Genomic DNA, 14,598 nt, shown 5'->3' with positions numbered 1-14,598 from the left:
GAGGGTTGGGGAGGGGGCTCTGGAGCGCTTTCCGATCGAACGGAATCGTCGGATCGATCAGAATTCGCTCCAAATCAAAAAAAGCTGGAGCAGTTTTCGATCCGCTCGGATCGGAAATTGCTCTAAATGAAGCCGATCTCCTCGAGCTTGGACCGCACGATCTGCTGATCGAAGGGCTTCATGATGTATTCGTCGGCGCCGGCGTCGATCGCCGCGGCGATGTGGCCGGCCTCGTTCTCCGTCGTGCAGAACACGACCTTGGGCTCGCGCCCGCCGGGCATGCGCCGCAGCTCGCGCAGGAACTCGAATCCATCCATCTCCGGCATGTTCCAGTCGAGCAGGATCGCGTCGGGCATGGCGGCGGCGCAGGCGTCGAGCGCCTTGCGGCCATTGCACGCTTCGCTCGTGCCGAACTCCAAGCCTTCCAGAATGCGTCGCGCGACCTTGCGGATCACCGCCGAGTCGTCGACCACCAGAATTTGCTTCATCTCTCACCTCCTCCTGTGGCCTCTCTCTGCTGCGTGGCGTCGGCCAGTCTGGACATGCGCTTCAGCAGAACGTCTATGTCGAGGATCGGCAGAAATCCGTCGCCGACGCGGTAGCAGGCGCTCGTCGCTTCGGCCAATTGCAGGCCGGCATGCGTCGGACAGGGAATGCGGTCGCGCTCGTCGCAGACCACGACATCGCCCGTGTCGTCGATGAGCAGCGCATATCTCTCGCCATTCTGCTCGATGCCGACGGCGAGCGCGCCCGGCGCGCGGTCGCCCTCGGCGTCGAGCTTGAGGCAGCGGTCGAGATGCAGGGCGGTGACGATGCGGCCGCGCAGATTGGCGAGGCCGGCGACCTCGCGCGGCGCGAGCGGCACCGGCGTCAGAGCGTCGATGTGGAAGATCGTCTTCACGCATTCGACCGGCAGGCCGAAGGTCTGGGCGCGCACCTTGATGGTGAAGTTGCGGCTCTGCTGCGTGGCGTCGAAGGCGCGGTCGCCGCGCCGGCTTTGGGGAGGAGCGCCGGTCACGCCGCCAGTTCCGATATGATGCGCAGCTCGATGTCCTGCGGCGCCGTCTGCGCCGCCTCGAGCAGGCGGGCGACGCTGTCGAGCAGCGCGCGCCGGTCGAATTTGCCCGCCACCGCGGAAATGCCGCAGGCTTGCGCCGCGGCCAGCACGCTCGGCGTCGCCTGCGCCGCCAGCGCCACGATCGGCAGCTCGGCGAGGCCGGGCAGCCGATGCAGGGCGCGGGCGAAATTATAGCCGTCCATCTCGGGCATGTCGGTGTCGGTGACGACGGCCTGCGCCACGAGACCCTTGCGCAGGAAGGACAGCGCTTCATGCGCCGAGCCCGCCGAGGTCACGTCATAGCCGGCGGCGGCGAGAATCGGCGCCAGCATGTCACGGAAGAACGCCTTGTCGTCGACCAGCAGGATCTTGAGCCGCCGGTTGACGCCGCGCGCCACCGCCGCGGGGCAGGCCAGCCGCATGAAATGAGTCGCGTCGAGGAATTCGACGATGCGCCCGTCGATCTGGATCGAGCCGAGGACATGCGGCGCGGCGCTCTCCCGCTGCAGATCGAGAAGCTCGTCGGTGACGTCGACGATCTCCTCGACCATCAGTCCCATGGATTGGCCCGCGCCCGAGATCACCAGGATCGGATAGGATTTGCGGTCGCGCGCGACGTCGCCGCTGGCGGGAATGACCGGCAGCAGATTGTCGCGATAGGCCATGACGAAAGCGTCGTCGGCCGCAACCAGCCGATCGCGCTCCACCTCCTCGATGCGCAGCACGATCGACAGCGGCAGCGCCTTCAGCGGGCCGGGGCCGGCGCGCACCAATATGATGCGGGTCTTCTCCTGCGGCGGAACGAACGCCTCGGGCGCCGCGTCCAGCCGCGACAGATCTTCCGCGAGGCGCGTGAGGCCGGCGCGCTCCATCAGCGCCGACGGATCGAGGATCAGCACCACCGAGCCGTCGCCGAGAATGGTCTGGCCGGAGAACACGCCGAGCCGCGCCAACGTGCTGACCAGCGGCTCGATGACGATCTCCTGCACGTCGGCGATCGCCTCCACGAGGAGTCCGAAGCGCGCGAGGCCGACGCGCAGCACCACGACGAAGCCCTGCAGCGGCGGCGCGGCGTTCGGACGGCGCAGGTCGAGCGTCCCGGCGAGGTCGAGCAGCGGCAGCACATCATTGCGCAGGCGCAGCACGGCGGCGTCGTGAATATATTGGATGGAATGCTCGAAGCCGCCGCCGACGCCGACCAGCTCGACGACGGTCATTTGCGGAATCGCGAAGCGCATGCCGCCGCAAGCGAGGATCAGCGCCGGGGTGATGGCCAGCGTCAGCGGGATGCGCAGGGTGACGGCGGTTCCCCGGCCGCGGCGGGAGTTGAGCGTGATGGCGCCGCCGATCGACTGGATGTTCTCGCGCACGACATCCATGCCGACGCCGCGGCCCGAGACCTTGGTGACGCCCTCCGCCGTCGAGAAGCCGGGGGTGAAGACGAGCTGAAACAGGTCCTGATCGGCGAGCTTGGAGATATCGGGCTCGCAGATGAGGCCGAGCGCCAGCGCCTTGGCGTGGATGCGCTCGAGGTCGAGCCCGCGGCCGTCGTCGATGATGTCGATCGTGATCTGTCCGGCGTCATAAGCGGCGCGAACGGTGACGAGGCCGGTCTCGCTCTTGCCCGCGGCGGCGCGTTCGGCCGGCGATTCCAGGCCGTGGTCGGCGCAATTGCGAATGATATGGGTGAGCGGCGCGCGGATGATCTCGATCACCTGCCGGTCGAGCTCGGTTTCGGCGCCTTCCGTCGACAGCGCGATCTTCTTGCCGAGATCATGGGCGAGATCGCGCACGAGGCGCGGCAGTGTCGAGAACAGGCGTCCGACCGGCTGCATGCGCGCGCTCATCACCGCATCCTGCAGGTCGCTGGTGATGCTCGACAGAGTCTGCACCGTGCTCGTCATCGCTTCGTCGTTGCGCGCGCCGGACAGCTCGAGCAGCCGGTTGCGCGTCGAGACGAGCTCGCTGACGATGCCCATCAGCCGGTCCAGCACGCCGACCGAGACGCGAACCGTCTCGCCGATATGCCCGGCGCCGCCCGAGGCGTGGGTCTCGACGCTCGGATTTGGAATCGCCGACGCCGCGCCCGTCTCGGCCCGCGGCTCCAAAGCTTCGCGCAAGCGCGCCGCATCCAGGCGCGCCGAGCTCGTCGCCGCCTCCAGGCGCGCCGAATTCGTCGCCGCCTCCAGCGCGTCGATGAGATCGCCGTCGTCGCCGGCGGGCTCGTCCTCGGACTGGCCCATCTCGGCGAGAATCGTCTTCAGCCGGTCGACGGAGGCGAAGACGAGCGTGATGTGGGAGGGAGCGACGCGCGCGCCGTCGCGCAGGGCGCCGATCAGCGCCTCGGTCGCATGGGTGAGCCGCCCGACCCGCGGCAGCTTCAGAAAGCCGCTCGTGCCCTTGATCGTATGAATATGCCGGAAGAGGCTGGCGATGAGCGCCTGATCGCCGGGGTCCTTCTCGAGCTGAACGAGCTCCATCGTCGCCGCATCGACGTGCTCGGTCGTCTCGACAAGGAAATCGCTCAGCAGTTCGTCCATGGCGTCGCCTCTGGCCGCGCTCGCGGCTGTGACGACCTACATGACGCATAGGGGTTAAGAGACATGAAATCCGATTGGGGAGCCGACCGCCGCGCGTCGCTCGACGCCCGCTCCCCAACCCTCCCCCGCGAAGCGACGCGCAGCGGGGGATCGTGAGGGAGAGGCCTTCGGCTCTTTGATTTCGTGTGACGCAAGCCGCTAGGCGTCGATCTCGGCCTGTTCCTCGGCGGCGTCGAGAGCGCCGGGGGCCGGCCGGGCGGCGATGGTCACACGGTCGGATTCGCTGGAAATCTCGACGGCGAGGCCGCTCGCCTCGGCGACGAGGCCGGCGTAATAGGCCTGAATGGCGCGCGCGTCGACGGCGCCGTCCTCCGGCGTTCCGGCGAGCAAACCGGGAATCGCCGCCGCGACTCGCGCATTCGTCCCCTTGCATTCGATGAGGAAGGACACATCGTCCTCGTCGCCGGACGAGGAGACGCTGATGACGCCGCCGCGCGGAATCGCGGCGTCGGCGATCAGGCAGAGGTTGAGCAGCAGCTTTACCTTGTTCTTCGACATCAGCACGCGCGGCACGCTCCATTCCAGCTTGGTGCGCTCGTCGGCGATGAGCTGGCGGGTCACATGCTCGGCGTCGCCGGTGTCGATGGCGGCGCCCTTGGAGCCGGCGGCGCCGAAGGCGAGGCGGCAGAACTGCAGCCGCGCCGAGGCCTCGGCCGCGCTCGACTTGATCAGCGCGAGCGCATGTCCGCGCATCTCGGCGTCCTTCTCCTCCTCCAGCACCTCGAGCCCGTTGACGATCGCCCCGACCGGAGAGATCACGTCATGGCAGACGCGCGAGGAGAGAAGAGCGGCGAGATCCATGGGGTCGAGCGCGAATTTGGTCATGAAGCGATCCAGCCTGGCGCGAGCGCGGGATAGGGGGCGATCCGCCGCGGCCGGCTCGCGGCAAGCGCGGGCCGAGCGAATCGTTCGGGCGAATGGTAGCGGCGCCGGGCGGGCTTGGGAAGCAGAGCGGCAAAGCGGTAGTGGGTCGGTTTGAAATTAGGAACGAATGACTGAGAGATTTTCGGGGTAGATATAGTTCCCGCGCCGCGCACCAGGCTCTGCCATGCGGATCGCGAATCCAGATTCGATCAAGTCACCTGCTTCATCGAGTGATGAAACGAAAGTCGCATGCTTGCGCAGATTTCGAGCTGGATATGGGGTGGTCCTGTTGACCAGTTGATATCCCGCATTGGTCCGTAACGGCGCCCAGCGTGCTCTATCAGGCCTATCCGTCCTTGTGATCCGAATGACTTTGGACACTTTGCCGCCCCTAAATCAAGAAGTTACCCAAAACGGACACCGGACCCTTGTCCGACTCTGCCGCATCTCGAGCATTGCCGGTGGCGATATCAACGACGAGTTTCCCGAGTTGGTTCGCGTCGCGCGGGCGTTTGGGCCTCTTCGCGCTTATGGCTAATCTCTTTAGAAAAGCACAGTTGAAGCAGGTGCGCCGCGTGCAAACCTCCCGTTAACCACGTCTTTCGACCGCGCGTTAACGCTCCGCGCTCATTGTCGCGCCCATGGCGCCTCGCGTTTCCCCCTATGCGCTCGTCTTGCTGACCCCGCTCGCCGTGGCGGCGCTGTCGGGCTGCTCCTTTCTGGCCAAGCCCGAGCGGCCCGCCTGGCGCACCCAGGCGGAGAACGCCTGCCTCGCCTCGGGCCGCGCGCAGCCCACTGCTTACGCCCGCATCGTCGAGGAGATCGACGGCCCCGGCATTTGCGGCCTCACCAAGCCGTTCAAGGTCGCCGCGCTGCAAGGCGGCGCGGTCGCCTTCAACGCCACGGCGACGCTCGACTGCTCCATGGTCGCCGAGCTCGACCAATGGCTCGCCGATGTCGTGCAGCCCGCGGCGCAGGCGCGCTTCGGCCAGGCTGTCGTGCGGATCAATTCCATGGGCTCCTTTTCCTGCCGCGGCATGAATGGACAGAGCGGCGCGCCGCTGTCGGAGCATTCCTTCGGCAACGCCCTCGACATCGGCGGCTTCGTGCTCGCCGACGGGCGCGAGATTTCCATCGTGCGCGACTGGACGCGCGGCGACGAGCCGACCAAGGATTTTCTCGCCGAGATTCACGGCGGGTCGTGCCGGCACTTCACCACCGTGCTGTCGCCGGGCTCCAATCCGTTTCACTATAATCACATTCACGTCGACCTCGCGATGCACGGCCGCGGCGGCGCTCGGCGCATCTGCAAGCCGGCCCCGCGCGATGTCGCGCCGCCGCCGGGCGAGCCGCTGCTCGCCTCGCAAGGCCCGATCGACATCGACACGGATCTGCCCGGCCCGCCGCCGCGCGCCGCCTTCGACATTCACGCCTCGCGCGGCGGCGGCGACGGCCTCGCCATAGCGGCGCCGCTGCCGCCGCCGCGCCCGCCGGCGCGGGCGTTCGTCCCCGAGAGCGCCTATCGAGACACGGACGTCACGTCGAGCATCCGATCCCGGCGCTAGAGCGCTGCGTCATCCGGATTGAAGGGATAAAGAGCGAGCCTGAATGCTCGCTCTCGAGGCGTCGAACACCCTTCATGTCTTGCTTTTCATACTTTCGATTTGCATTCACGCCAAATCCGCCATCTGCCCCCGCGCCGCCGAGCGCAGCAGGCGCTTCTCCGCCTCCCATCGCGTCGCCTCGTCGAGATCACCGAAAAACTCGATCCTGCCGCCCGCGAGCGCCGCGACGGGGAGGCCGTCGCGATAGAGCAGGCGGTTGCCGGTCAGCGCGGCGAGCTTCGCCCCCGGCGTCAGCACGCCGATGAGATTGAGCGGATCGGCCGCCGACAGCGAGACGAACTCGCCGGACGCCGGCCGCCGGCGAATTTCGCGCAGCAGGCCGACGGCGTCCGGCAGCGCATATTGCTCGCCGGAAAAGCCGGCGACGAAGCGGCCGCCGCGGATTTCGCCGCGCGCCTCGAGCCGGCGATAGACGCGCAGCAGATCGCGCCAGGGCGGCAGCGCGCCGGCCTCGCGCGCCAGCAGCCGCCAGAACACGACGCCATAGCGGCGCAGCAGCGCGTGCGCGACATGCTCCACGGCGGCGCTTCGCGCGGACCCCGGCTCCGCGACGCTGCGGCGGATCGGCGACCAGCGGCCGGCGCTCTCCATGCCGAAGGAGAGCACGCGGCCCCGGCGCCGCGCCGCGCCGTCGATCGGCTTGCGCTTGTCGGAGGGCACGAGCAGCGCCCGCAATCCGCCGAAGCTGTCCGAGGTCACGAGGCCGAGCGCGGCCAGCTCGCCGAGCGCCGTCTCCAGCTCCGTGCGCAGCAGGCGCGAGGCGTCGGCCAGCTCGTCGAAGAACAGCGCGCCCTCGGCCCGCAGCGTCTCCAGCGCCGCGAGCGCGCGCGGACTCGGCTGCGGCGCCTCGGCGGGCGCGGCGACCGACATCCAATCGCCGAGCCGGCGGCGCTCGAGGAGCGCGATCGGCGAGCTTCTGACCGGCGTCGCGACGCGGCCGCTCTTGCCGGCCGGGGGGATCAGCCGCGCCCAGGCGATGCGGCCGGCAAGGCACAGCCGGTCGAGATAGGCGGGCTCGTAATCGGCGAGCCGCGCGGGCAGGATCTCGGTCTCCCAGGCGCCCGCCGGCGCCTCGAAGCCCTCGAGAGCGTCGAGCGCGGCGCCGAGCGCCTCGGGGCCTTCCAGCCGCGCGTCCGCCGCGACATGCTGCCAACAGGCGAGGAAGCGCAGAAAATCGCGCGCGGCGACCGGCTCGATCTCGGCGCGCAGGCGCTTGATCGTGTAGTGATGGATGCGCGCGAGCAGACGGCGGTCGCACCATTGCTCGCCCTCCGCGCCGGGCAGGAAGCGCCCGCGCATGATCGTGCCCTCGGCCTCGAGCGCGAGCAGGGCGGAGGCGATATCCGCGGGCGCGAGGCCGAGCGCCCCGGCGAGCGAAGCCTCTGTGACCGGCCCCAGCCCCTCGAGCCGTCCGCGCAGAATTTCCGCGAGCGCCTGCTCGGCCGACCATAGCTGCGTCTCGCCCTCGGGCGGCGCGATCTTCGGCGTGAGCCGCGCCTGCGGCCATAGTGCGTGAAACTGGCTCAGCCGTTCCGCCGCCACCCAGACGGCTGTTTGCTGCGTCTCGACGCGCGTCGCGCGCCTGTCGCGCGCGAGCGCCGCCAGCCAGCCGGCCCATTCCGGCGCGGCGGCGATCTCCGCCTCGGTCAGGCAGCCGATCCACAGCAGCGCGTCATGCAATTCCTCGGCGTCGGCCGGCTCGGGCCAGGCCTCCGATTTCACGCGCGCGATCGCCTCGGGGTCGAGCCGGCCGAGATCGGAGGCGTTTTGCGGGTCCTGCCAGCGGCGCGCCATCACCGCCTGGGCGCGGCGCTCCTCGAGCGGCGCGTCGTCGAGGAATGCGTAAGGCCGCGCGGAAAGAACTTCCAGAGCGAGCGGCGAGGGCTGCGTCAGATCGCAGGCCAGGACGCGCACCTCGCCGGCCTCCATGCGGCGCAGCAGCGCCTCCAGCCCGTCGATGTCCATCGCCTCGTGCAGACAGTCCCAAATCGTCTGATCGGTCAGCGGATGCGCGGGAACCTCGCGCTCGCCGACGATATTCTCCGCGCAGGCGATCTGATCCGGAAAGACGGCGGCGACGAGGTCCTCCGCCTGCATGCGCTGGAATTGCGGCGGCGTCCGGCGTCCGCCCTGATAGCGCGGAATGGCCAGCGATATGCCGGCGGTCCAGCGCCAGCGCGTCATGAACATCGGCGCGGCGAGCATCGCCTGCACGAGCACGCCGCGCACGCTGGCCGAATGCAGGTAGCGCGCGACATCGGCGAGCTCGAAGCTGTGCGCGGTCGTGAGCGAGAGGAGGATATTGTCCTCGGTCGCCGCCGCCTGCAGCTCGAAATTGAACTTGCGGCAGAAGCGCTTGCGCAATGCGAGGCCGAAGGCGCGATTGACGCGCCCGCCGAACGGCGAATGGACGACGAGCTGCATGCCGCCCGCCTCGTCGAAGAAGCGCTCGAGGATCACCATGTCCTGCGTCGGCAGCGCGCCCAATGCGCCGAAGGCGGCGGAAAGATGATCGACGAGCTGCTCGGCGGCGGGCGGCGAGACGCCGACCTCCTCCATCAGCCAGCGCAGCGCGGCGGCGGCGCTCGCGTCGGCGCGCAGCTTCGACTCGATCTCCGCGCGCAGGCGCGAGACGGAGGCCGACAGTTCGTCGGTGCGCGCCGGCGCCTCGCCGAGCCAGAACGGAATGGTCGGCGGCTGGCCCTGCGCGTCCTCCACGCGCAAGGTTCCGCGCTCGACGCGCTGCACGCGATAGGAGGCGTTGCCGAGCTGGAAGATGTCGCCGGCCATGCTCTCGACGGCGAAATCCTCATGCACCGTGCCGACGATGTGATTGTCGGGCTCCAGCAGCACCTGATAATCGGCGGTCTCGGGAATGGCGCCGCCGGAGGTCAGCGCCGTCATGCGCGCGCCGCGGCGGCCGCGCAGCATATGATTGACCGCATCATGATGGATGAGCGCCCCGCGCCGTCCGCGCCGGGTCGCGAAGCCCTCGGCGAGCATGCGGACGACCGCGTCGAAATCCTCGCGCCGCAAGTCGCGATAGGGCCAGGCGCGCCGACAGCGCTCATAGAGGTCTTGCTCCGGCCAGTCCTGCGCCGCCGCCTCGGCGACGATCTGCTGCGCCAGCACGTCGAGCGGATGGGGCGGAATGGAAAGACGATCGAGCTCGCCGCGCCGCACGCAGTCGAGCAGCGCCGCGCATTCGACGAGATCATCGCGCGAGAGCGGAAACAGCCGCCCCTTGGGCAGGCCGCCGACGACATGGCCGGAGCGGCCGACGCGCTGCAGAAAGCTGGCGATCGAGCGCGGCGAGGCGATCTGACACACGAGCGTCACGTCGCCGATGTCGATTCCGAGTTCCAGCGACGCGGTCGCGACCAGGGCCCGCAATTCGCCGCGCTTCAGCCGCTGCTCGGCGGCGAGGCGGTGCTCCTTGGCCATGCTGCCGTGATGCGCCGTGACCGCGGCCTCGCCGAGACGATCGGACAATTCGCGGGCGAGGCGCTCGGCGAGGCGGCGCGTGTTGACGAAGACGAGAGTGGTGCGATGCGCTTCGATCAGCGCCGCGAGGCGGTCATAGACCTGCGCCCAGACCTCGGCCGACATCACCGCCTCGAGCGGCGCGTCGGGGATTTCGATCGCGAGGTCGCGCGCGCGGTGATGGCCGGAATCGACGATCGCCGGCGCGCCGCCCGCCGCCGCGCCGACCAGGAAACAGGCGACGGCGGAGATCGGATTTTGCGTCGCCGACAGGCCGATGCGCGCGAGCCCGTCGCCGCACAGCGCGGCGAGCCGCTCGAGCGTCAGCGCCAGATGCGCCCCGCGCTTGTTGGGCGCGACGGCGTGAATCTCGTCGACGATGATCGTGCGCGTCGTCGCCAGACTCTTGCGGCCCGATTCCGAGCCGAGCAGGACATAGAGCGATTCCGGCGTCGTCACGAGAATATGGGGTGGACGCCGGCGCATGCGCTCGCGCTCGGCGGAAGGCGTGTCGCCGGTGCGCACGAGCGCGCGAATCTCGACATCGGGATAGCCGCCCTGCCTCAGCTTTTCGCGCACGCCGGCGAGCGGCGCCTCGAGATTGCGGCTGATGTCGTTGGACAGGGCCTTGAGCGGCGACACATAGACGACGCGGGTCTCGTCCGCGAGCCGCCCGTCGAGCCCGAGCCGCACGAGATCGTCGATGGCGGCGAGAAAGGCGGCGAGCGTCTTGCCGGAGCCGGTGGGGGCGGCGATCAAAATATTTCGTCCGGATTTGATTTCCGGCCATGCTTCGGCTTGCGCCGGCGTCGCATTGCGGAAATGATCGGCGAACCACGCCGCAACCGCCGGATGAAAAAGGTGGGAAAGGCGCATGGTCATCAGGAGAGGAGACGACGCCCGGCGGCGTGCGGACAACGGCGCCCCGGCGTGAGAACAATGGCGAGATGTAGTCCTCGCTCGGTGGCGACACAAGGCGAGAGCGCGCTGACCGCAGGGCAATCGGGTGAACGCAGGAAGGGGGCGTATCGCCCTCCCCTTCAGGGGGAGGGGCGGCCGGCGAAGCCGGACGGGGTGGGGAGCCACGGCAAAGACTTTGGGAGCCCCCCTCCCGAGCGCCTTCGGCGCAGGGCCTCCCCCCTCGAGGGGGAGGTGAAAACGCCTCTTCCGGCAACAATTCTCGTTCACCCGATTGCCTTGGCGCTGGCCGCGCCTTCGTCCCGGCGCCGTCGTGAGCCTCGGGGATCGCGCGATCTGGAGCGCCGGCGCCGGGCCGGCGGGCGGAGCGCGCGGTCTCGTCACCACCGCCGGGAAAGCTCATGCGCAACAGATTCGTCGACAATTCGGCTCCCAGCTATCTCGGCTTCGCGGTGCTCGCCGCGTCGCTGTTCGCGGCTTTCGCTTTCGTCGGCAAGCAATCGGCCGAATTTCGCGGCATGCGGCAGCTGATCGCCGAACGCAAGATTCAACGCGAGCTGCTGGGCCGTCTCCATGCGGCCGAAGCCGGCCAGAGAGGCTTTCTGCTGACCGGCGATCGCTCCTATCTCGAGCCTTATGAAGAGGCGGGCCGTGTGCTCGGCGACCATTTTCAATCCCTGGCGAATTCGATGGGCCTCGCGAGCGAGCCGAATGCGCTGGCGACGATCCGCGCGCTCGCCGACGAGGAGCTCGGCGAGCTGAAGAAGAGCATTGATCTGCAAGCCGAGGGCCGCCGCGACGAGGCGCTGGCGATCGTCCGCGACGGCCACGGCAGGGTGCTGATGGAGCGCATCCGCGCGGAGCTCGACGCGATGGTCGCGTCCCAGCAGAGGCTCATCGACCGCCAGTCGCTCGACTTCGAGCGCAGCGGCGGTCTTCTGAGGGTCGGCGCGGCGGTCGCCCTGGCGATGACGATGGTGGTCGGCGCCGCCGCGATCGCGCTGCTGCGCAGCCAGGTGCGGGCGCTCGCCTCGGCCCATTCCGATCTGCGCGCCGCCAACGAGGCCTTGTCCGCCGAGGCGGGGGAGCGCGAGACGCTCGCCGAGCAATTGCGGCAGTCGCAGAAGATGGAGGCGATCGGCCAGCTCACCGGCGGACTCGCGCATGATTTCAACAATATGCTCGCCGTCGTCATCGGCAGCGTCAATCTCGCCAAGCGCCGCCTCGGCGGCGCCGATCAGGTGGACGCCATCCGCTATCTCGACAGCGCGCTCGAAGGCGCCGAACATGCGGCGACGCTGACGCACAGGCTGCTCGCCTTCTCGCGGCGGCAGCCGCTGGCGCCCGAGCCGCTCGATCCGAACAAGATGGTCTCGGCGATGGCCGAGATGCTGCGCCGCACGCTCGGCGAGCAGGTCCGGCTCGAGGCGGTTTTCGCCGGCGGCCTGTGGCGCGCCTTCGTCGATCCGAGCCAGCTCGAGACGACGATCCTCAATCTCGCGCTCAACGCGCGCGACGCCATGCCCGAGGGCGGCAAGCTCACCATCGAGACCAGCAACGCCTATCTCGAGGAGGAATATGCGGCGCGCGAGGTCGGCATTCCCGCGGGCCAATATGTGCTCGTCGCCGTCACCGACACGGGCGCGGGCATGAGCCGCGAGGTGAGCGAGCGCGCCTTCGATCCCTTCTTCACCACCAAGCCGGCCGGGCGCGGCACCGGCCTCGGGCTGAGTCAGGTCTATGGCTTCGTGCGCCAGTCGGGCGGCCATGTAAAAATCTATTCCGAGCCGGGGCACGGCACGACGGTGAAGATCTATCTGCCGCGCCATCACGGCGCGCTGGAGACGCCGGACCCGGTCGCGCCTCATGCGCGGACGACTCCGCGCGGCGAGAGACGGGAGACCATTCTCGTCGTCGAGGACGATGCGCGCGTGCGCGCGCTCACGGCCGACACGCTGACCGAGCTCGGCTACAGCGTGCTCGAGGCGGAGGGCGCCGCCGCCGCGCTGCGCCAGCTCGAGATGAACGCGAATGTCGATCTCCTGTTCACCGACGTGGTGATGCCCGGCGCCAATGGCCGCCATCTCGCCGACGAGGCGCGGCGGCGGCGGCCGCAGCTGCAGATCCTGTTCACGACGGGCTACACGCGCAACGCCGTCGTGCACAATGGCGTGCTCGATCCGGGCGTCGAATTGATCGTGAAGCCCTATTCGATCGATCGACTGGCGCGCAAGGTGCGCGATCTGCTCGACCGCCGCGAGGCGGGCGCGCCGCCGCCGCCCGGCGCGGCGGCGGCGAAGATTCTGGTCGTCGACGACGACGCGGCCGTCGGCGAGGCCATGGTCGAGCTGCTGAGGCTCGACGGGCATGACGCGCAGGTGGCGAGGAACGGCGAGGAGGCGATCGAGCTGGCGCAGAGCTTTCGGCCGGAGATCGCGCTGCTCGATCTCAGCCTGCCCGGCATCGACGGCTATGAGGCGGCGCGGCGGATTCGCGCCTTGCCCGAGGGGCGGGAGATTTTGCTGGTCGCCTCGACCGGATCGGGCGGCGAGACCGTGCGGCTGCGTTGCGAAGCCGCCGGCTTCGACCATCATCTCGTCAAGCCGACCGATCTCGACGCGCTGAAGAGACTGATCGACGCACGCCGCAAGGGGTGAAGGACAAAAACCCTATCCCTCGTCCTGAGGAGCCGCCGGAGGCGGCGTCTCGAAGGACGGCCGCGGGGCGAAATCAAAGGTTTCTCCCGTTGCCGTCCTTCGAGACGCCCGCTTCGCGGGCTCCTCAGGACGAGGGTTAGGGGTCCTTCACCCGATTCGCCCCTCGCGCCAGACCTGACACGTTCCCATATTAGGCCGTCACAGCGCGACCCGCCGAGCGACGCCTCGCCCGGAGCGGCGTCACGCCACCCGTGACGGAAAGCGACGATGTCCGAATTGGCTCCCGAGCAGCTGCGCATGGTCGTCGAGACCGCATTCGCGGCTCGACTGCTGGTGAGCGCCGCCGACGACCGGATCGTCTATGTCAATCGCGCCGCGGCGGACATGTTCGGCTTTTCCGCCGAGGAGCTCGTCGGCAGAGACATCGGCGTTCTGCTGCCGCCGCGCATGCGCGACATTCATCGCGGACTGCGCGAGGACTTCTATCGCAATCCGAGCCGCCGGATGATCGGCCTCGACCGCGACATTTTCGCGGTTCGCAAGAACGGCTCCGAATTTCCCGTCCACATCGGGCTCGCGCCGATCCGCGACGAGCAGGAAAGACTTTTCATTGCGGTCACCGTCATCGATATCTCTCATCACAAGGAGATCGAGCGCCAGCTCGTCGAACGCGCGCGCGAGCTGGAGCTCGCCAATGAGCGCCTTTCGCGCTTCGCCTATGTGGCCTCGCATGATCTGCAGGAGCCGCTGCGCAAGATCGCCGCCTTCGCGCAAATGATCGAGTCCGCGCTCGCGCGCGATGACCGCCGCGACGCCGTCCATGCGAGCCGGGTGGTGCGCAGCTCGGCGCTGCGGGCGCGCGAGCTGGTGGACGGCTTGCTCGCCTATTCGCGGCAGGTGTCGACGCCGCCGCGACTGGAGCGGCTCGATCTGCGTCATGAGATCGAGGCCGTGGTCTCTGATTTTTCCGCGCTCATTCACCAGACCGGCGCGCAGGTCAGCATCGAGGTTCCGCCCGGCGTGAGGCTCGAGGCGGACAAGCCGCAATTCGAGCGCTGCCTCGCCACCCTCTTGTCCAACGCCATCAAATATCGCAAGCTCGACCATCGGCCGCGCATCGTCTTCTCCGTCGAGGACGGCGAGGAGCTGCGCCTCTCGGTCGCCGATGACGGCATCGGCTTCGAGCCGAAATACGCCGAGGCGATCTTCGAGCCGCTGAAGCGTCTGCACAGCTTCGCGCAATATCCCGGCGCCGGCGTCGGCCTCGCCTTGTGCAAGGCCACATGCGACAGGCATCGCTGGCGCATCCGCGGCGCTTCGCAGCTCGGCGCTGGCGCGACATTCACGCTGTCCATTCCGCGCGAGGCGCCGCCCGCCTAGTGCAGATCCGGGTG

8 protein-coding genes are annotated in these 14,598 nt (G+C 68.8%); 3 read left to right on the top strand and 5 right to left on the bottom strand.

The genetic code is table 11. The features are described from left to right. Positions 1-122: 122 nt before the first annotated feature. From K3F48_RS01975 to chpT, 4 genes are all read right to left on the bottom strand, one after another. The gene (locus K3F48_RS01975; RefSeq protein ID WP_222573733.1) at positions 123-488 is read right to left on the bottom strand and encodes a response regulator; all 366 of its coding nucleotides are present in this window, start codon (positions 486-488) and stop codon (positions 123-125) included. After that, positions 485-1,018: a chemotaxis protein CheW gene (locus K3F48_RS01970; protein ID WP_222573732.1), complete on the bottom strand. Its 534-nt coding sequence runs from the start codon at positions 1,016-1,018 to the stop codon at positions 485-487. The genes K3F48_RS01975 and K3F48_RS01970 overlap by 4 nt, the downstream gene beginning before the upstream one ends. Further along, positions 1,015-3,597, bottom strand: a complete 2,583-nt coding sequence (locus tag K3F48_RS01965; RefSeq protein ID WP_222573731.1) for a chemotaxis protein CheW — start codon at positions 3,595-3,597, stop codon at positions 1,015-1,017. Before K3F48_RS01965 ends, K3F48_RS01970 begins: the two co-directional genes overlap by 4 nt. Positions 3,598-3,795: 198 nt before the next feature. Next, complete coding sequence (gene chpT, locus K3F48_RS01960; protein ID WP_222573730.1) at positions 3,796-4,482, bottom strand: histidine phosphotransferase ChpT; 687 nt, start codon at positions 4,480-4,482, stop codon at positions 3,796-3,798. Positions 4,483-5,162: 680 nt separating this feature from the next. Here chpT and K3F48_RS01955 point away from each other — a divergent pair. Beyond that, a complete protein-coding gene (locus K3F48_RS01955; RefSeq protein ID WP_222573729.1) occupies positions 5,163-6,086 on the top strand; it encodes an extensin family protein in 924 nt (307 codons plus the stop codon). A gap of 105 nt (positions 6,087-6,191) precedes the next feature. On the opposite strand, the gene K3F48_RS01950 is transcribed toward K3F48_RS01955, so the two are convergent. Then, positions 6,192-10,505: a DEAD/DEAH box helicase gene (locus tag K3F48_RS01950; RefSeq protein WP_222573728.1), complete on the bottom strand. Its 4,314-nt coding sequence runs from the start codon at positions 10,503-10,505 to the stop codon at positions 6,192-6,194. A 443-nt stretch (positions 10,506-10,948) separates the two neighbouring features. Here K3F48_RS01950 and K3F48_RS01945 point away from each other — a divergent pair, with 443 nt between their 5' ends. Next, positions 10,949-13,204, top strand: a complete 2,256-nt coding sequence (locus K3F48_RS01945) for a response regulator (RefSeq protein ID WP_222573727.1) — start codon at positions 10,949-10,951, stop codon at positions 13,202-13,204. Positions 13,205-13,471: 267 nt separating this feature from the next. Further along, positions 13,472-14,584, top strand: a complete 1,113-nt coding sequence (locus tag K3F48_RS01940; RefSeq protein WP_222573726.1) for a PAS domain S-box protein — start codon at positions 13,472-13,474, stop codon at positions 14,582-14,584. Positions 14,585-14,598 lie beyond the last annotated feature (14 nt).

The sequence above is a fragment of the Methylosinus sp. Sm6 genome, assembly GCF_019802345.1.
Classification (GTDB): domain Bacteria; phylum Pseudomonadota; class Alphaproteobacteria; order Rhizobiales; family Beijerinckiaceae; genus Methylosinus.
This window is presented reverse-complemented; position numbering and strand designations above follow the sequence as displayed.